This window comes from Pseudonocardia sp. DR1-2, from assembly GCF_023717215.1.
In the GTDB taxonomy this organism is placed as follows: Bacteria; Actinomycetota; Actinomycetes; order Mycobacteriales; family Pseudonocardiaceae; genus Pseudonocardia; species Pseudonocardia alni.
The window spans coordinates 179,560-197,260 of sequence record NZ_JAMQOF010000001.1; the positions used below are offsets into that span (position 1 = coordinate 179,560).

General features: G+C 73.3%; 17 protein-coding genes. 7 read left to right on the plus strand and 10 right to left on the minus strand.

The features are described 5' to 3' along the window. Positions 1-10: 10 nt before the first annotated feature. The gene (locus ND486_RS00830) at positions 11-1,474 is read left to right on the plus strand and encodes a DUF2867 domain-containing protein (RefSeq protein WP_251782335.1); all 1,464 of its coding nucleotides are present in this window, start codon (positions 11-13) and stop codon (positions 1,472-1,474) included. Positions 1,475-1,554: 80 nt separating this feature from the next. Here the strand turns inward: ND486_RS00830 and ND486_RS00835 are convergent, their stop codons facing one another. The 4 genes from ND486_RS00835 to ND486_RS00850 are packed head-to-tail and all read right to left on the minus strand — an operon-like array spanning position 1,555 to position 5,911. After that, positions 1,555-2,793: an ABC transporter ATP-binding protein gene (locus tag ND486_RS00835; protein ID WP_251782336.1), complete on the minus strand. Its 1,239-nt coding sequence runs from the start codon at positions 2,791-2,793 to the stop codon at positions 1,555-1,557. Positions 2,794-2,826: 33 nt separating this feature from the next. Beyond that, positions 2,827-3,660, minus strand: a complete 834-nt coding sequence (locus tag ND486_RS00840; RefSeq protein WP_062403183.1) for a carbohydrate ABC transporter permease — start codon at positions 3,658-3,660, stop codon at positions 2,827-2,829. Further along, positions 3,660-4,619, minus strand: coding sequence for a carbohydrate ABC transporter permease (locus ND486_RS00845; protein WP_062395722.1), 960 nt, complete (start codon positions 4,617-4,619; stop codon positions 3,660-3,662). The genes ND486_RS00840 and ND486_RS00845 overlap by 1 nt, the downstream gene beginning before the upstream one ends. Beyond that, positions 4,616-5,911 carry an extracellular solute-binding protein gene (locus tag ND486_RS00850; RefSeq protein WP_251782337.1) on the minus strand — a complete coding sequence of 432 codons (1,296 nt, stop codon included), beginning with the start codon at positions 5,909-5,911 and terminating at the stop codon, positions 4,616-4,618. The genes ND486_RS00845 and ND486_RS00850 overlap by 4 nt, the downstream gene beginning before the upstream one ends. 227 nt (positions 5,912-6,138) lie before the next feature. Here ND486_RS00850 and ND486_RS00855 point away from each other — a divergent pair, with 227 nt between their 5' ends. From ND486_RS00855 to ND486_RS00865, 3 genes are all read left to right on the plus strand, one after another. After that, a complete protein-coding gene (locus ND486_RS00855; protein ID WP_208823657.1) occupies positions 6,139-7,164 on the plus strand; it encodes a LacI family DNA-binding transcriptional regulator in 1,026 nt (341 codons plus the stop codon). Further along, positions 7,165-8,439 carry a DUF4032 domain-containing protein gene (locus ND486_RS00860; protein ID WP_251782338.1) on the plus strand — a complete coding sequence of 425 codons (1,275 nt, stop codon included), beginning with the start codon at positions 7,165-7,167 and terminating at the stop codon, positions 8,437-8,439. A gap of 61 nt (positions 8,440-8,500) precedes the next feature. Beyond that, positions 8,501-9,907, plus strand: a complete 1,407-nt coding sequence (locus ND486_RS00865; RefSeq protein ID WP_251782339.1) for an NAD-dependent malic enzyme — start codon at positions 8,501-8,503, stop codon at positions 9,905-9,907. Between the two features lie 6 nt (positions 9,908-9,913). Here ND486_RS00865 and ND486_RS00870 read toward each other — a convergent pair whose 3' ends face one another. Together ND486_RS00870 and ND486_RS00875 are read right to left on the minus strand one after the other, a co-directional pair. Beyond that, a complete protein-coding gene (locus ND486_RS00870; protein ID WP_251782340.1) occupies positions 9,914-10,639 on the minus strand; it encodes a hypothetical protein in 726 nt (241 codons plus the stop codon). After that, entirely contained in the window at positions 10,624-10,806 is a 183-nt protein-coding gene (locus ND486_RS00875) for a hypothetical protein (protein ID WP_251782341.1), read from the minus strand. The genes ND486_RS00870 and ND486_RS00875 overlap by 16 nt, the downstream gene beginning before the upstream one ends. Positions 10,807-10,962: 156 nt before the next feature. On the opposite strand from ND486_RS00875, the gene pdxT reads away from it, so the two are divergent. After that, positions 10,963-11,592, plus strand: a complete 630-nt coding sequence (pdxT, locus tag ND486_RS00880; RefSeq protein WP_251782342.1) for a pyridoxal 5'-phosphate synthase glutaminase subunit PdxT — start codon at positions 10,963-10,965, stop codon at positions 11,590-11,592. A gap of 315 nt (positions 11,593-11,907) precedes the next feature. Beyond that, positions 11,908-12,180 carry a hypothetical protein gene (locus tag ND486_RS00885; protein ID WP_251782343.1) on the plus strand — a complete coding sequence of 91 codons (273 nt, stop codon included), beginning with the start codon at positions 11,908-11,910 and terminating at the stop codon, positions 12,178-12,180. A gap of 417 nt (positions 12,181-12,597) precedes the next feature. Here the strand turns inward: ND486_RS00885 and ND486_RS00890 are convergent, their stop codons facing one another. Together ND486_RS00890 and ND486_RS00895 are read right to left on the minus strand one after the other, a co-directional pair. Further along, entirely contained in the window at positions 12,598-13,779 is a 1,182-nt protein-coding gene (locus ND486_RS00890) for an oxygenase MpaB family protein (protein WP_251782344.1), read from the minus strand. Next, on the minus strand, positions 13,776-14,405 hold the full coding sequence (locus ND486_RS00895; protein ID WP_251782345.1) for a TetR family transcriptional regulator: 630 nt from the start codon (positions 14,403-14,405) through the stop codon (positions 13,776-13,778). The genes ND486_RS00890 and ND486_RS00895 overlap by 4 nt, the downstream gene beginning before the upstream one ends. A 137-nt stretch (positions 14,406-14,542) precedes the next feature. On the opposite strand from ND486_RS00895, the gene ND486_RS00900 reads away from it, so the two are divergent. Beyond that, complete coding sequence (locus ND486_RS00900; RefSeq protein ID WP_251782346.1) at positions 14,543-15,034, plus strand: hypothetical protein; 492 nt, start codon at positions 14,543-14,545, stop codon at positions 15,032-15,034. Here the strand turns inward: ND486_RS00900 and ND486_RS00905 are convergent. Continuing rightward, positions 14,977-17,172 (minus strand): cation-translocating P-type ATPase, encoded by a 2,196-nt coding sequence (locus ND486_RS00905; protein ID WP_251782347.1) that lies wholly within the window; start codon positions 17,170-17,172, stop codon positions 14,977-14,979. The two genes, ND486_RS00900 and ND486_RS00905, sit on opposite strands and share 58 nt — an antisense overlap. A 40-nt stretch (positions 17,173-17,212) precedes the next feature. After that, positions 17,213-17,491, minus strand: coding sequence for a DUF1490 family protein (locus tag ND486_RS00910; RefSeq protein WP_224402295.1), 279 nt, complete (start codon positions 17,489-17,491; stop codon positions 17,213-17,215). Positions 17,492-17,701: the final 210 nt, after the last annotated feature.

Below are 17,701 nucleotides of genomic sequence, written 5' to 3' on the forward strand. Positions count from 1 at the left end.
GGATCGACCCATGCACGTGCTCGTCCTCGGCGCCACCGGCTACGTCGGCTCCCGGCTCGTCCCGCGCCTGCTCGACGCCGGCCACGACGTCCGGGTGCTCGCCCGCACCCCGGGCAAGCTGGCCGCGCACCCGTGGGGGGAGGCGGTCGACGCGGTCCGTGGCGACGCCCGGGAACCGGCCGACGTGCGCCGGGCCTGCGAGGGTGCCGACGCCGTCGTCCACCTGGTGCACGCCATGGACGGCCCCGGCTACGCCGACCGCGACCGCACCGCCGCGCACGCGCTGGCCGACGGCGCCGCCGCGGCCGGTGTACGCCGCATCGTCTACCTGGGCGGGCTGCAGCCCGAGGCCGGCACCCGGCGGGTGTCGCAGCACCTGTCCTCGCGCCGCGAGGTCGGGGACATCCTGCTCGCCGGGCCCGTCCCGACCGCCGTGCTGCGGGCCGGGATCGTCGTCGGCACCGGCTCGGCCAGCTTCGAGATGATCCGGCACCTCACCGAGACCGCGATGGGCGGTCCGCTGGTCCTGCCGCTGCCCGACCGTGCCTGGAACCGGATCCAGCCGATCGCCGTCGACGACGTGCTGTACGACCTCGTCGGCTGCCTCGACCTGCCCGCCGGGGTGGACCGGGCGTTCGACGTCGGCGGTCCCGACGTGCACACCTACCGGTCCCTGATGAGCGAGTTCGCCGCCGAGGCAGGACTGCTGCGGCCGTTCCCGGTGCCCGTCCCGCTGTCCGCGCCGCGGCTCACCGCCCGCGCCGTCGCCGCGCTCACCCCGGTCGGCCGCGGGCTGGCCGAGCCGCTGGTCGAGTCCATGCGTCACGAGCTGGTGGCCGACCCCGACGACCTCGCGGCCCTCGACGCGCTCATCGGCACCCCGCCCGGCGGCCGGACCCCGTACCGCACGGCGGTCCGCCGCGCCCTCGACGGCGTCGGCGCGGCCGGGCCGGGGCCCTCCGACCCGCCCGGCACCGGTCCGCTGGAGTGGTCGACGACCGACACCCACGACGTCGCCGCTCCCGCCCGCGCCGTCTGGTCGGTGATCGAGACACTCGGCGGCCCGCACGGCTGGTACACCGTCCCGGGCGTCGCGACGCTGACCGGCCACCTCGACGTCCTCGCCGGTGGGCCCGGTGTCGTCCCGCGCCGGCACGGCGACGGCCCGGCCCGCCTCGTCCCGGGGGAGCCCCTGGACCGCTGGACCGTCGAAACCGTCGAACCGGGGCGGCGGCTGGTGCTGCGCGCCGCGGACCGGCTCCCCGGCGACGCCCGGCTCGAGCTCACCGTCACCCCGACCGACCGGCTGACCAGCCGCTACACCCAGACCCTGCGGTTCACCCCACGCGGGATGGCCGGGCGGCTGGGATGGCTGGCGGCCTACCCGTCGCAGCGCTTCGTGTTCGCCGTGATGGCGCGGACCCTCGCCGGGGTCGCCGAGACCCGCTACCGGCGCGACGTCCGCGCCCTCTGACCCCTCCGGAATGCCCCCAGGGGAACTCTCGTAGCGCTCTAAGCCACGAGAGTTCCCCTGGGGGGCGACGGGGCGGCGCCTCAGTCCCGGCTGCGGGCCTGGGCCACCTGCTCGGCGCGGTCCTCGGCCGCGAGCCGGGTCAGCTCGGCTCCGGCCTCGGAGTCGCGGGTGAGGTTCTCGCCCGACTCCGGGTCGAACACGTGGATCTTCCGCGCGTCCAGCCAGAACTCGGCGTCGCGGCCCTCCCGGATCCGGCTGGTCGAGTCGATCGACACGATCGCCTGCGTACGCAGCTGATCGGCGTCGAGCTCCCGCGACAGCTCCTTGAGCTTGGTCTCCACCTCGGCCGGGGCCTCGTAGGGGATGTAGGCGTACTGCGAGTCGCCCAGCCACTCGGTCACGTCGACCTTCGCGGTGAAGGTCGACCCGACGTGGCGCTTGGCCTCGTCGACCAGCGACGCGTCCTCGAAGTACTCCGGCCGGATGCCGACCAGCACCAGCTCGCGCCCGGCGACCTTCTCGGCGCGCGCGGCGTCGAGCTCGATCGGGCCGAACGGCGTCTCCAGCTTGTTCCCGGCCACGGTCGCGGGCAGGAAGTTCATCGGCGGCGACCCGATGAACCCGGCGACGAAGAGGTTGACCGGCTGCTCGTAGAGCTCGCGCGGCGAGGCGACCTGCTGGATGACGCCCTTGCGCAGGACACAGACCCGGTCGCCGAGGGTCATCGCCTCGGTCTGGTCGTGCGTGACGTAGACGGTGGTGATACCGAGGCGGCGCTGCAGGCGGGCGATCTCGGTGCGCATCTGCCCGCGCAGCTTCGCGTCCAGGTTGGACAGCGGCTCGTCGAACAGGAACGCGTCGGCGTCACGGACGATGGCACGGCCCATCGCGACCCGCTGGCGCTGACCGCCGGACAGGTTCGCGGGCTTGCGCTGCAGGTGCTCCTGCAGCTCCAGGACCTTCGCCGCGGTGTCGACCTTCTGCTTGATCTCGTCCTCGGGCGCCTTGGCCAGGCGCAGCGGGAACGCGATGTTCTCGAAGACCGACAGGTGCGGGTAGAGCGCGTAGTTCTGGAACACCATCGACAGGTTGCGGTCCCGCGGGGCCTTGTCGTTGACGCGGTTGCCGGCGATGACCATGTCGCCGGAGGTGATGTCCTCCAGACCGACGATCATCCGCAGCAGTGTCGACTTCCCGCAGCCGGACGGGCCGACGAGGATCATGAACTCGCCGTCGGCGATGTCCATGCTCACGTCGTTCACGGCCGGGAAGCCGTCCCCGTACTTCTTGACGATGTTCTTCATCTCGATCGACGCCATGGCCGGTCGGTTCCTCTCTCTGTGTACGGGGTGTCAGCCCTTGACGGCGCCGTTGGTCAGACCGGCGACGATGCGCCGCTGGAACAGCAGGACGAGCACGACGACGGGGATGGTCACGATCACGGCGGCGGCGGCGATCGGGCCGTTGGGCGACTCGAACTGCGAGGCCCCGGAGAACAGGCCCAGCGCGGCCGGGACCGGGCGGGACGCGCCGGTCGAGGTCAGCGAGATGCCGTAGGCGAAGTCGTTCCAGGCGATGAAGAACGCCAGGATCGCGGTGGTGAACACCCCGGGCGTCGCCAGCGGGACGATCACCTTGCGGAACGCCTGCCAGGTGGTGGCGCCGTCGACCTGGGCGGCCTGCTCCATCTCCCACGGGATCTCGCGGAAGAACGCCGACATGGTCCAGATCGACAGCGGCAGGGTCAGCGACAGGTAGGGGATGATCAGGCCGGGCCAGGTGTCGTAGAGCCCGATCTGGCGCCACAGGTTGAACAGCGGCGTCACGATCGAGATGACCGGGAAGATCGCCACCGCCAGCGCGGTCGACAGGATCAGCTTCTTGCCCCGGAAGTCGAGCCGGGCGATCGCGTAGGCGGCGAACATCGACAGCACGCACGCCAGGAACGTCGCGATGATGCAGATGCCGAAGGAGTTGCGCAGCGCGGGCAGGAACAGCCCGGCCGCGTCCCCGACGAGGATCTGCTCGTAGTTGCTCCACGACACCGAGGTCGGGAGGAACTGCTTGTTGGCGATGTCGTCGCTCGACTTCAGCGACAGCGACACGATCCAGCCCACCGGGAACAGGGCGTAGACGACGATCGCGATGCCGGCGACGATCCAGAGGACTCTCTCGCGGGTGGACATCACTTCTCCCCTCGGGCCTGGGACAGGTCGACCTTGAACCCCTTGATGAACCCGATGCAGATGATCACGACGGACAGGAACAGCAGCACCGACACCGCGGAGCCGAGCCCGATCTCGACGCGGGCGATGGTCTGGCGGTAGGCCAGGAACGACACCGTCTCGGTGCTGTTCGCCCCGGCCGTCATCACGAACACCGAGTCGAACACGCGGAACGCGTCCAGGGTCCGGAACAGCAGGGCGACCATGATCGCCGCCTTCATGTTCGGGAGGGTGACCTTCCACATCCGCTGCCACCAGGTCGCGCCGTCGACGCGGGCGGCCTCCTGCAGCACGTCGGGCACCTGGGCCAGACCCGCGAGCAGCAGCAGCGAGATGAACGGGGTGGTCTTCCAGATCTCGGCCAGGCAGATCACGAACAGCGACGAGCCGGTCGAGCCGAACCAGTCGGTGTCGGCCGAGATCCCGGGCAGCCAGCCGAACCAGGAGTTCACGAAGCCCGAGTCGAGGGAGAACGCGTACTGCCAGGCGAACGCCGACACGACCGTGATGACCGCGTAGGGGATCAGGATCGCGGCGCGCAGCACCGGCCGGATCGCCTTGAGCGCGTTCATCATGACCAGCGCGAGCAGGAAGCCCAGGACCAGCTCGACCGCGACGGTGACCACGGTGATGAACACCGTGACGCCGAACGAGGTCCACCAGATCGAGTCGGTGAGGATGACCGCGTAGTTCTTCAGGCCGACGAAGGAGATGTTGTCCGGGTCGGTCAGCCGGTAGTCGAACAGCGAGTAGTAGACGGCCTGGATGATCGGGTAGGCCGTCACCAGCAGCATCACGGCGAACGCCGGGCCCGCGAGGTACCAGCCGAGCTTCTGCTCGGCCCGGCTGCGGTCACTGGCACCGCGCGGGGCCGGGGAGGCCCCGGTCCCGGTCCCGGGCCGCTCGGTCGTCGTGGTCACAGCAGCTCCTCCTTGGCGAGGACCGCCTTGATCAGCGCGGCGGTCGCGGGGCCGACGGTCGGCGGGTCGATGCCCGCGGTCGGGTGGTAGGTGCGCTGGATGGACTCGGAGACCTCGCTGTAGTACGCCGTCTGCGGGCGCGGCTTGGCCTGCTGCAGCGACTGCGCGATGACCGGGGCCATCGGGAACTTCTTCACCACGTCCGGGTCGGTGAACACCGAGATCCGGGCGGCCGGGTTGCCGTTGGTGAGGAAGTACTGCTTCTGGTTCTCGGTCGAGGTGATGCACTCGGTGGCCTGGTAGGCCAGGTCGGTGTGCTTGCTGAAGGCGCCGACGCCGAGGTTGATGCCGCCGTAGGGCGGGGCCGAGGGCCTGCCGGCCTCGGTCTGCGGGTAGAGCGCCCAGCCGAAGTCGTCCGGCGTGGACTGGGGGACGGTCCCCTCCTCGACGGCGCTGTTGACCTTGCCCCAGACGAACGGCCAGTTCACCTGGAACATCGCGTCACCGGACTGGAAGGCGTTGGAGTTCTCGTCCTCGGAGTTGGTCGAGAAGCCGGGACCACCGACGGCCGAGACCGCCTTCATGATCTCGGCGGCCTTCGTCGCGGCGGGGGAGTCCAGGCCGAGCTGGACGCCCTCCGGGTTCTGCGGCGAGGCGTTGGTGACGATCTGCCCGCCGCCGCCCTCGACCAGCGCGTTCAGCCAGACGGTCAGCGACTCCGCGCGGATGCCCTGCGCGGCGATGATCGAGTTCTTGGCCTGCGCGGTCTGCACGACCTGGTCCCAGGTGACCGGCTTCGACAGGTCCAGCCCGGTGCCGGCGACCTGCGACTTGCGGTACCAGAGCAGCTGGGTGTTGGCCCAGAACGGCACCGTGACGAGCTCGCCGTTCCAGCTCGCGCCCTCCTTCGCGGAGTTCACGATCCCGGCGGTGGTCCGCTGCGCGACCTCCTCGGGCACCGGGGCCAGGAACTTCGCCTCGGCGAACTCGGGGATGTAGGGCGGGTCGATGGACATGATGTCGATCGAGCTGTCGTTGGCCGCGAGCCGGCGGATCAGCTGCTGACGCTGTTCCGCGGACTGGCGCGGCAGCACCGACACCGCGATCTGGTACTGCCCGTTCGACGCCGCCGAGCAGCGCTGGGCGATCTCCGCCTGCCCGCCGTCGTCGGGGTTGATGTACCAGTTGAGGACCGGCGGGCCCGCGGGTGCGCCTCCGCAGCCCGCCAGCAGGGCGAGGGCGACGGTGGCCGCACCGGCGGCCAGCGTCCTCCTCCACCGTGTGCGACGCATGGTCAACTCCGAACTCCCGTGTCCGATACCGCTGCTGTGTCCCGTCGCTCTTCGGCGACGTTGGAAGCGTTTCCAACCGAGACTGTGAGCCCTTCACCCGGGAGTGTCAAGGCTCACAGCAATCGGGCTGGTCGGCGACGATCCTTACTGATCCACAGGCGATGGTCCAGCGCAGTCGGATAACATCCGCTCTTGCAATCGCTTCCAGCTTTGGGCATACATGTGTCGTGCCCGAACCGGTCAACCTGGCCGACGTGGCCCGGCTGGCCAAGGTCTCACCGGCCACCGCGTCACGCGCGCTCAGCGATCACCCCCACGTCGCCGAGGCCACCCGCGCCCGCGTGTGGGAGGCCGCGCGCGCCCTGGAGTACGTCGTGAGCCCGGACGCCTCCGGGCTCGCGCGGGGCACGACGGGGCGGATCGCCGTCGTCGTCCCGCACCTGTCGCGGTGGTGGTTCGGGGCGGCGCTGGAGGGGCTGTCCGAGGTGGTGCGCGAGGCCGGGCGCGACGTGCTGCTCTACCACCTGGGCGACGCCGCGGCCCGGCGCGCGTTCTTCGCCGAGCTGCCCGCCCGCCGGCGTGCCGACGCCGTCGTGCTGCTGGGGTTCGGCGTCGACGACGCCGAGCGCGCCCGGCTGGAGCGGATCGGCGTCGGCATCGTGTCGGCGGGGACCCGGATCGGCAACCACCCCTCGGTGTCGATCGACGAGTGCGTCGCCGGTCGCCAGGCCGTCGACCACCTGCTCCACCTCGGACACCGGAGGATCGGGATGATCGTCACCACCGACCCGGAACTCGACCCGGGCCAGCCCGAGGGGCGTGCCGCCGCCTACCGGGCGGCGCTCGCCGACGCCGGCGTGGAGCACGACCCCGCCCTGACGGTGAGCGTGCCCTGGAGCCCGGAGGGCGGGGCGCGGGCGATGGGGGAGCTGCTCGGGCTGTCCGACCCGCCGACGGCGGTCTACGCCCACACCGACGAGGTCGCCCTCGGCGCCGTCGGCACGCTGCGCCGGGCCGGGCTCGCGGTGCCCGGCGACGTGTCGGTCATCGGCATCGACGACCACCCGCTGGCCGCACTGACCGATCTGTCCACCGTGGCCCAGCCGGCGGCCGAGCAGGGTGCCGTGGCGGCCCGGATGGCGCTGGCGACGCTGGCCGGCGAGCCGGTCGAGCCGCTCGCCACCCTGCCGACCCGGCTGGTCATCCGCGGCTCCACCGCCCCACCGGCCCGCGGCGTGCGGGGGGTGTCCTGAATGGACGCGCCACCGGAGCTGGTGCTGCGGGCCCCCGGTCCCGAGCTGATCGCGCTGCCCTGGAACGAGCCGCTGGAACGGTGGGACGAGATGCGGGTCCCGCTGCGCGACATGGAGGTCGGCCCCAGCCGGCACCTCGTCCGGTTCGTCGAGGCCGACGGTGCACTGTGGGCACTCAAGGACATGCCGGAGCGGATCGCCCGTCGTGAGTACGACGTGCTGCGGCGCCTCGAGCACCAGTGCCTGCCCGCGGTCCGCCCGGCCGGTCTGGTGAACCAGCCGGCGCACGAGACCGCGATCCTGGTGACCCGGTACCTGAGCGGGTCCTGGCAGTACCGCAGGCTGTTCCTGCGGCTGCCCCCGAACCGGCCGCGGCACCGCGCCCGGCTGTTCGACGCGATGATCTCGCTGCTGGTCGAGCTGCACCGGCACGGCGTGTTCTGGGGCGACTGCTCGCTCAACAACACCCTGTTCACCCGCGACGGGCAGACCCTGCAGGCCTTCCTCGTCGACGCCGAGACCAGCGAGGTGCACCCGGACGGCCTGTCCGACGGCCAGCGCGAGCACGACGTGACGATCCTGGTCGAGAACATCGCCGCCGGGATGATCGACCTCGCGACCTCGCTGGAGCGCCCGCCGGAGATGATCCCGCAGCTCATCGACGAGGCGACCGCCCTGCCCGAGCGGTACCGGGAGCTGTGGGACGCCCTGCACGCCTCGCCGGTCTTCGCCTTCGGCGACCGCTACCGGGTCGAGGGCGCCATCCGGGAGCTCAACGACCTGGGCTTCGCCGTCGACGAGGTGTCCCTGCTCCCGGTCGGCGACGGCCGGTCGCGGCTGCACATCGCCGTCGGCGACCGCAACTACCACTCCGAGACGCTGCGCAGGCTGACCGGTGTCGGCGTGGGGGAGGGCCAGGCCCGGATCCTGCTGGGCGACCTCAACGCCCACCGCGACTGGATGCAGCGGCGCACCGGGCACCCGGTGTCGGAGCGCGCGGCCGCCCGCAGCTGGATCGACCACTGCCTCGAGCCCGGATCGGCCCGCGCGCACGCCGCGCTCGGCGGTGCCGGCGATCCGGTGCAGGCGTACTGCGACCTGCTGGAGGTGCGCTGGCTGTTGTCCGAACGGGCCGGCGCCGACGTCGGCAACGAGACCGCGCTGGCCGCACTCGGCGGGCGCGCCCCGACCGACTCGGCGGCGAAGATGGCCGTGGCCGACGCCCCCACCGGGCCGCTGCCGCGGATCCCCGCGGACGACCCCGACGAGCGGTGACGCGCGTCGTCACATCGTTGACGCCACGGTAACCACACTCCCGGCGGTACTGTTCCGGGCCGTGTCCATTCCCGGTCCCGGTTACGCCATCACCGCACGCGTCGACGCCCCCGCCCACCCCACCTCGGCCGGTGACCTCACCGCCGCCGTCGGCCAGGTCGGTGGCGTCGTCACCGCCTTCGACGTCGTCGAGGCGCGCACCGAGAGTCTCGTCGTCGACATCTCGGTCAACGCCCGCAACACCGAGCACGTCGAGGAGATCAAGGCCGCCATCGAGCAGCTCGAGGGCTTCTCGGTCCGCAAGGTCTCGGACCGGACCTTCCTGCTCCACCTCGGCGGCAAGATCGAGGTGCGGTCCAAGGTGAACCTCCGCACCCGTGACGACCTGTCGCGCGCCTACACCCCGGGCGTCGCGCGGGTGTCGATGGCGATCGCGGAGAACCCGTCCGACGCCCGGCGCCTGACGATCAAGCGCAACACCGTCGCCGTCGTCACCGACGGGTCCGCGGTGCTCGGCCTGGGCAACATCGGCGCCGCGGCGGCGATGCCGGTGATGGAGGGCAAGGCGGCGCTGTTCAAGCAGTTCGCAGGAGTCGACGCCTGGCCGGTCTGCCTCGACACCCAGGACACCGAGGAGATCATCCGCACCGTCCAGCTGATCGCCCCCGGCTACGGCGGCATCAACCTGGAGGACATCGCCGCGCCGCGCTGCTTCGAGATCGAGCGCCGGCTGCGCGAGCTGCTCGACATCCCGGTCTTCCACGACGACCAGCACGGCACCGCCGTCGTCGTCCTCGGCGCCCTGCGTAACGCGCTGCGCGTGGTCGGCAAGAAGTTCTCCGACATCCGCGTCGTCGTCTGCGGGGTCGGCGCGGCCGGCTCGGCGATCATCCGGCTGCTCGGCTCGGAGCAGACCGCCGACGTGGTCGCGGTCGACGTGGACGGCATCGTCCACACCGGACGCGAGGGGATGGACGACAACCTCGTCTCGATCGCCGCGCAGACCAACAAGGACGGCAAGCAGGGCACCCTGGCCGACGCGCTCGTCGGGGCCGACGTCTTCATCGGGGTCAGCGCGCCGAACCTGTTCGGCGAGGACGAGCTGCGGACCATGAACGACGACTCGATCGTGTTCGCACTGGCCAACCCGGACCCCGAGGTCGACCCGACGCTGGCGATGCGCCACGCCGCCGTCGTCGCCACCGGGCGGTCGGACTACCCGAACCAGATCAACAACGTGCTCGCGTTCCCCGGTGTGTTCCGCGGGCTGCTCGACGCGCAGGCGCACGACATCACCGACGAGATGATGCTCGCCGCCTCCGCCGCGATCGCCGACGTCGTCGCCGAGCCGAACCCGTCGTTCATCGTGCCGAGCGTGTTCGACCAGAGCGTGGCCCCGGCCGTTGCCGAGGCGCTGCGCGGTGCCGCCGCGAAGCAGGCGAAGCGCGGCGAGGTCGAAGCGGGCTGACCCGGCTCACCGGGGGACGGCCACCCCCGGTTGCGCGGGCACCGGCGCGGGCACCGGGACGTGCTCGACGGGGGAGGCCGCCGTCGCGGCGAGCACGGCGAGCACCGCCGTCGTCCCGAGGGCGAACCGGCGGGGTCGCGACACGCGCACCGGTCGCACCGGGGCGTCCGGCACGGGCACGGCCGTCACGAACGCGGCCGCGGCGTCGTCGAGGCCCCGGCCGTCGGCGGCGGCGCCCCGGACCGCGCCCGCCGTCGCGGCCGGGAGCGACAGCTCGACGACGGCCGCGACCGGGAGCGGCAGCCGGTGCACCCCGACCCGGTAGGTCCGCGCCAGCCCGCTGCGCTCCGGGGCGCCCAGCGCGGGCCCGCAGAACAGCACCAGCGGTGCCGCGGCGCCGGCCCGCCAGCCGTGCTCGCCCTCGACGACGAGACCCCACAGCGCGACGCAGCCCAGCACGGTGCCGGGGCCGAACCCCACGCCGCCGACCCGGGCCGGGTCGCGGACCGCGTGCACGCCGCAGGTGCACGCCGGGTCCGGTGCCTCGTGTCCGCGCAGCTCGCAGTGCGCGGCGAGGGCCCCGCCGGGCGGCCACTCGGTGGCCACGTGCACCGGGGAGCGCAGCCGCGGCGCGGTGGCCGGGCCCGCGACACGCCAGCACCGCCAGCCGACCACGACGCCCGCGACGTCCGGTGCGGTGCCGACCGACGGTGTGGTCAGCGCGGGGCGCACGCCGGTTCACCGGCCCGGTCGGGGACCTGCCGCGGCGTGCCGTCCGGGACCGGCGCGTCCGGGATCGTCGCCCCGTCGGCCGGCGGGTGCGCCGGTCCCCGGACCGGGTCGCCCGGCACGGCCAGGGGTTCGGCCCGGAACACCCGCACCGTCGCTCCGATGTCCATGACGCCCCACCCCCGTGTCCCCGGGCGGGCCGTGCCGGCACCGCGCGGGATCCCAGGATCCGTCCCGCACCCCGGGCCGCGGCACCGCCGTACGGTGCCGCGGCTCACCCCCGGACGGGCGGTTACCGCAGGTCGCACGGGTCTAGGCTGGCGGGCATGGCGGTGAGGATCGGTGTGCTGGCCCTGCAGGGCAACGTCCGTGAGCACGTGGCGGCGCTGACCGCGGCGGGCGCCGAGGCCGTGCCGGTCCGCCGTGCGTCCGAGCTGGCCGCGGTGGACGGCATCGTCCTGCCCGGCGGCGAGTCGACGACCATGTCCAAGCTGCTCGACACCTTCGAGCTCCTGGAGCCGCTGCGCGCCCGGCTGCGCGACGGCCTGCCCGCCTACGGCTCGTGCGCCGGCATGATCCTGCTGGCCGAGGAGATCCTGGACGGACGACCCGACCAGCACCAGCTCGGCGGGCTCGACGTCGTCGTGCGGCGCAACGCCTTCGGCAGGCAGGTCGACTCCTTCGAGACCGACCTGGAGTTCGCCGGTCTCACCGGCGACCCGGTGCACGCGGTGTTCATCCGGGCGCCGTGGGTCGAGAAGACCGGCGGCGACGTCGAGGTGCTCGCCTCGGTCCCGGACGTCACCAGCAACGGTGCCGACGCGGGCGAGGCGGCCGGGCGGGCGGTCGCGGTCCGGCAGGGCCCGGTGCTCGCCACGTCGTTCCACCCCGAGCTGACCGGGGACCGTCGGGTGCACGGGCTGTTCGTCGACATGGTGCGGGCCGCCGTCGGATGACGCGGTGCCGGGCCGCCACCGGACGACACGGCGCCGGGCGGCCACCGGAGCTGCCGCGTCCGAGCGCGACGGGGTGATCCCCGGCGAGCGCGGCAGCGGGGTGTGTCCGCCCCTCACGTCGCCGGAGATCGGGGACCGACTCCGCACAGCGTCACCGCGACGACCGTGGAGGACGACCGGCACGGTGGTGCGGAACCGGTCGCTCGTGACGACCCGGGAGCCCTCGGCGGCGGAGAGCTGAGCTCGGGAGGGGTCCCGAGGGAATCCTCCTAACGTCCGTCTGGTCCATGATCGCGAACCAGAAGGAGTAGGGCGATGCGTGTTCTCAGGTCCACGATGATCGGGTTGGCACTCGGGGTCGCCACGCTGACGTCGGTCGGTGCGGGTGTCGCTGCCGCGGCTCCCGCGGCCCCTGTCCAGTCCCCGACCTGGTACTACATCGCGACCTACGCGAACAGGGGTGCGTGCGAGGCAGCCATCGGGGCTTACCGGGCCGCGCCCGATACCTCGGAGTTCCGCTGCATCTCCAACGGGAACCCGACCCAGAGCCAGGAGACCAGCTGGTCGCTCTACAACCTGCGGTACTGACCTCGACCGACCAGCAGCACCGCGGACGACGACGGCCCGCCCCCGGAGGTGTCGCGGGGCGGGCCGTGCGTCTGTCCCGGGGTATGGCCGGGGCGGACGTCCCTCCCCGCCGCAGAATCGGCCAGGATCTCGTCACCGCGGCATCGGTCAGCTCCTGCGCGGAAGGTCCGTCACCGGTCCCGCTCGCCGGCCCTGGCTCAGCGATTAGCCACGCCGCCAGCGGGCACCCGACCGGGGTGCGGTGCACGGTCGAGCCCCGCGCCGAACCGCACCGGGGCGGCCGGGGCCGCTCTCGCGGGACCGCGGTCCGGCCGCCCCACCTCGCCGCAGAACGCGGAACGGCGTCGACCGCAGCCGAGAAGAAGGCGCGGGGCCCACGCCTCCATCACCTCACCGGCCCGCCGGCACACCCGCAGGTCAGTCGGTCGAGCCGGTGGCGCCGCGCTGGTAGGCGGTGGGTGCGGCGGGGGCGGTCGTCCGCTCGCGTTCGGCGGCCACGGTCGAGTCGATGGCCGAGCGCCACCGCTCGGGCGAGCGCCGGCGCCACGCGCGGGCCTGCCGGAACCCGGTGACGGCCGGGGTGAGCAGGGCGTCGGCGACCGGGGCGGGGCGGATCCGCAGGTCCTGGCTCATCCCCGGGCCGTGGATGCGACGGGTGATCGCGTCGAGGGCGGGGCGGGACAGCCGCGGCGGGACACCGAACAGGTCCCGGAGCAGGACCGAGATCGAGTCGAGCGTCGCGGCGGCCAGACGCGCGGAGTCGTCCGAGACGGGCCCGGTCACGGTCTGCAGCACGTCGTCGATCCGGCGGGCCGCGTCGTGGCCGGTGATCCCCTCGACGAGCCGGGCGTCGATGCCGAGCAGGTGCCCGACGTACCACCAGTAGCGGTAGAGGCCGGCGAGCTCGCGTCCGGTGATGTCGAACCCGAACTGTTCCTCCGCCACGAACGAGGTCAGGGTGAAGTCCATCCACGTCCGCCCGAGGTCGACCTGGTTGATCGGGACACCGTCGGCGGTGCTGTCGTACCCGCGGTCGAGGGCGAGCCTGCGCATGTGGGCGTGCAGCATGCGGACGTCGAGGGTCGCGACGTATCCGGGCCGCCCGCGGCGCAGGTTCCCCGGCAGCATCGCCTGGGTGAGCCAGGTCCCGGTCTCGGTGAGCCGTTTGTCGGCGCGGTCGACGAGGCGGCCGGTGGTGGACAGCACCTTCGCGATCGACGGCGACTCGTAGACCCGGACGAGGGCTCCCGCGCTGAGGGACAGGATGTGCACCGGGGTGGGGGAGCTGAACCAGGGCAGGGGGAGGTCGTCGAGCAGCTCGTCGTCGACGTAGGCGGGCGGCGTCTCGGTCTGCCGCAGGAACGCCGCGAGTGCGGGCGGCGGGTCGTCGAGGGCGTCGAGGCCGTCCCGGATCCCGCGCACGAGCAGCGGCCGCACCGTGGACATCCCGAGCTCGTGCATCTCGTCGACGACGGCGTCGGCGAGGGGGTCGCCGGTGGTCAGGGCCCACTGCATCAGGTCGGCGCGGGTCTCGCCGAACTGGGCGAGCACGGCGGACCGGCTCGACCGGCCGGTCGGCCATGCGGCGGTGACGGTCATCCTGGCTCCAGATCCTCGTGGTGGTGTGCCGGGTCGGCCTGCGGCCGGCCGGTCGACGGGTGGTCGGGGACGCCGAACGCGGCGAACAGACGGGTGACGTCGGCGCGCATGGTCGGAGTGGGGGCGTCGGCGCCGCGCGCCATCTCGTGCAGGATCAGCCCGGACAGCGAGCGCGCGAGGGTGCGCGCGGTGTCCGGAGTGGTGGTCAGCGGGATGAACAGGGCGGCCAGCTCCTCGACGAACGCCTCGGCGATCGGGCGCAGCCGCGGGTTGTGGATCGCGCTGAGGGTCAGCTGGACCACCCCGTCCGGTGGCAGGCGGTCGCCGTAGGGGGCGCGCGCCACGACGGCCATGGCCGCGTCGACGATCCCCGCCCCCCGCTCGGCCGCCTCGCGCGCGGTCCGGCGCATGTCGGCGATGGTCCGGCTGCTCGTCGCCTCGAACGCGGCGACGAGCAGGTCGTCCGCGGTGCGGAAGTGGTACGTCGTCGAGGCGAGCGAGGTCCCCGCCCGGGCGGCGACGGCGCGCTGGGTCACCGCCGTGACGCCCCGGGTGCAGATGATCTCGATGGCGGCGTCGAGCAGGGCCGCCCGGGTCCGTGCGCTGCGGGTGTGTCGGCCGTCCACAATTCGTACGCTAGTACAGATTGTCGGGTACGGGACAGCCGGTTCGTCCGGTCGGGTGTGGGGGTGGGGTTTACCCCAGGTCCACGCGGGGGAGCGCCGTGTGGGCCGGCCGGTCCGGCGCGGGGACCCTGGGGAGCATGACCACCACCGTCGTGCCCAGCGGGTCGCGCCCCGCCCTGCCCTCCGCGGTGGGCCTCAGCGTCGCGCTGTGGCTCGGCGCCATCCTGGCCGGGCTCGCCGAGTCCCTGGTCCGGCTGGCCGCACCGGTGCCGCCCGCGACCGGGGAGCTGGCCGTCCGCGCCGGGATCTACCTGGTCCTGGGCGTGGTCGTGCTGCAGCTGCGCTCCGGGCACGGCGTGTACCGGTGGACCGTCCTCGGCGTGCTCGGTGTGCTCGGGACGGCCTCACTGGTCGTCGAACCGGTGCGTGCCCTCGCCGACGGGGGCTCGGTCGGGCTGTTCCTGGTGTCCGCGACCGCGCCCGAGCTCGTCGCGGCGGCGCTGCGCGGGCTGCACGTGGCCGAGGTGATCGCCGCCGTCGTGCTGCTGTTCCACCCCGCCGCCCGGGCCTTCTACCGGACGACCTCACCCTCGACGACGGTCGTCGCCGCGCCGGCGGGGATCCGGTAGCGGATCAGCCGGGAGCTGTTCGCGACGACCGCGACGCTGGAGGCGTTGTGCAGGATCGCCGCGACCACCGGTGACATCGCCCCGCCGGCGGAGACCAGCAGCCCGGCCGCGTTCACCGCGATCGACATGCCGTAGTTCTGCCGGATCAGGGTGATCGAGCGCCGCCCCAGGTCACGCAGGTCGAGCAGTGCGTGGAGGTCGTCGGCGGCGAGGGCGACGTCCGCGGTCTCGACCGCCACGTCGGTCCCGGCCACGCCCATCGCGATCCCGATGTCGGCCAGCGCCAGCGCGGGGGCGTCGTTCGTGCCGTCGCCGATCATCGCGACGGTGTGGCCCTCGGCCTGCAGCGCCCGGACCACGTCCTGCTTCTGCTCGGGCATGACCTCGGCGCGGTACTCGGTGATGCCGAGCTCCTCGGCGACGGCCTTCGCGGTCTGCGGGTGGTCGCCGGTGAGCATGACGATCCGGGTGACGCCGTCGGCGCGCAGCCGCTCCAGCACGTCGCGGGCCTCGGTCCGCACGGTGTCGCGCAGCGAGACCAGGCCGACCAGCGCGCCGTCGACGGCGAGCAGCAGGGGGGTCTCCGAGGCCTTCTGCAGCCGCCGCACCCAGTCCGCCGCCTTGCGCGGGACCGTGACGCCCTGGGCGCGGAGCAGGTCGCGTGAGCCGATGAGCAGTACCCGGCCGTCGGCCTGGACCCGCATGCCCTGGCCGAGCAGGACCTCGCACTCCTCGTGCGGCGGGATCTCGATCCGCCGCTCCTCGGTGGAGCGGATGACCGCCTGTGCCAGCGGGTGGCGGGAGTGGATCTCCGACGACGCGGCGTAGGCCAGGACCTGCTCGGGCGCCCAGTCGTCGTGGAAGGAGATGACGTTGGTGACGACCGGACGGCCCTGGGTGAGCGTGCCGGTCTTGTCGAACACCACCGCGTCGACCCGGCCGGCCGCCTCGAGGTGCGCGCCGCCCTTGATGAGGATGCCGCGCCGCGCGCCGTTGCCGATCGCCGCGGAGATCGCCGTCGGGGTGGACAGGCCGACCGCGCACGGGCAGGCGATGAGCAGCATCGTCATCGCGCGCCGCACGTCGCGGGTGACGACCAGGGTCAGCGCCGAGAGCAGGAACGAGGCCGGCACGAACCGGCGGGAGAAGTTCTCGCCGACGGTCTGGATCGGGGCGCGGTCGCCCTGGGCCTGCTCGACCCGGTCGATGATCCGCCCGATCGCGGTGTCCTGCCCGACGGCGGTGGCGCGCACGACGATCCGGCCGCGCAGCAGCACCGACCCGGCGTGCAGGACGGCCCCGGGGGCGACCGAGACGGGCAGCTGCTCGCCGGTGATCGCGGCCTGGTCGACCACGCCCTCGCCGGCGACGACCTCGCCGTCGACCGGGAGCACGATCCGCTCGTGCACCACGACCTCGTCGCCCACCGACAGGTCGGCGATGTCGATCTCGATCTCGGTGCCGTCGGCCAGCCGGGTCCAGGTGCGGGTGGTGGCGCCGGTCAGGAGCTCGGAGATCGCGCGCCGGGAGCGGCGCAGCGTGAGGTCCTGCAGGTACTCGCCGATGTTGAGCAGCCACAGCACGGTCAGTGCGACGACGTTCTCGCGCAGCACGAGGCTGGCGACGGTCGCCGCGGACACCAGCGCGTCGGTACCCGCGCCCTTCCCGCCGGCCAGCGAGCGGAGCGCGCCGCGCAGGAACGGGTAGCCGGTGAAGATCGTGACGCCGGTGGCGACGGTGCGGCTGGCCGGCCCGAGCAGCGGCGGGCGGCGCAGCGCGTAGCGGCGGAAGCCGAGCGCGGCGAGCGCGACCCCGCCGACGACCAGCCGGGCCAGCTCCCCGTTGTGCTGGTCGGCCGAGCGAGGGGTGCGGGCCGCGGTGGCCTCCGGCTCGGCGCCGAGGCCCTTGCCGATGGCCTCGACGAGTTCGACCCGGTCGCAGCCCGGGCGGTACCAGACGACGACGTTGCCGGTGCGCGGGTAGGCGTGCACCTGCCGCACCCCGCCGACGTGGTCCAGCTCGTCCTCGACGGCCACGGCCAGCGCGGTCCGCCCGCGCAGGGCCGGGACGGCGAAGCGGATGCGGCCCGCGGCGTCGCTGAGGACGGTGGCGTCCGGGCCGGCGGTGTCGGTGCTCACGGTCTCGCTCGTCTCGCTCGTCGTGCCCGGAGGACCGGGATCAGTGCTCGTGGCCGTGCCCGTGGCCGTTGCCCGGGGCGGGGGCCTCCTCGCCGATGCGGCCGCGGGCCTCGGCGACGATGTCGGCGGTCGCCAGCCGGGCCTTCTCGGCGCCGGTCTCGGCGGCTCGTGCGCCCTTGAGGCCCCAGGTCGTCATCGAGACGGCGGCCTCGCGGACGGCGCCGGAGCGCGCGACCTTCTTGACGCCGTCGTAGGCGACCGCGCCGGCCAGCCCGCTCACGACGAGCCCGACGGCCTTGCCTGCCACTGCTCCGAACACGTGCGCTCCTCTCGCGACCGGCGCCCGGTGCAGGTGCCGATAACGGTTGTCAGAGTAGTCCGCGCCGGGTTCCCGGCGGGACGTGGTGGCGAAGCATAGTCGATCATGCATGTGTCGGTGACCGGGGGGTGCGCGCGGGCCCGGCCCGGCGCGGAGCCGCGTCGTCGGTAACATTGACGGGTTCCCGCAGGTCGGCCCGACCGCAGCTCG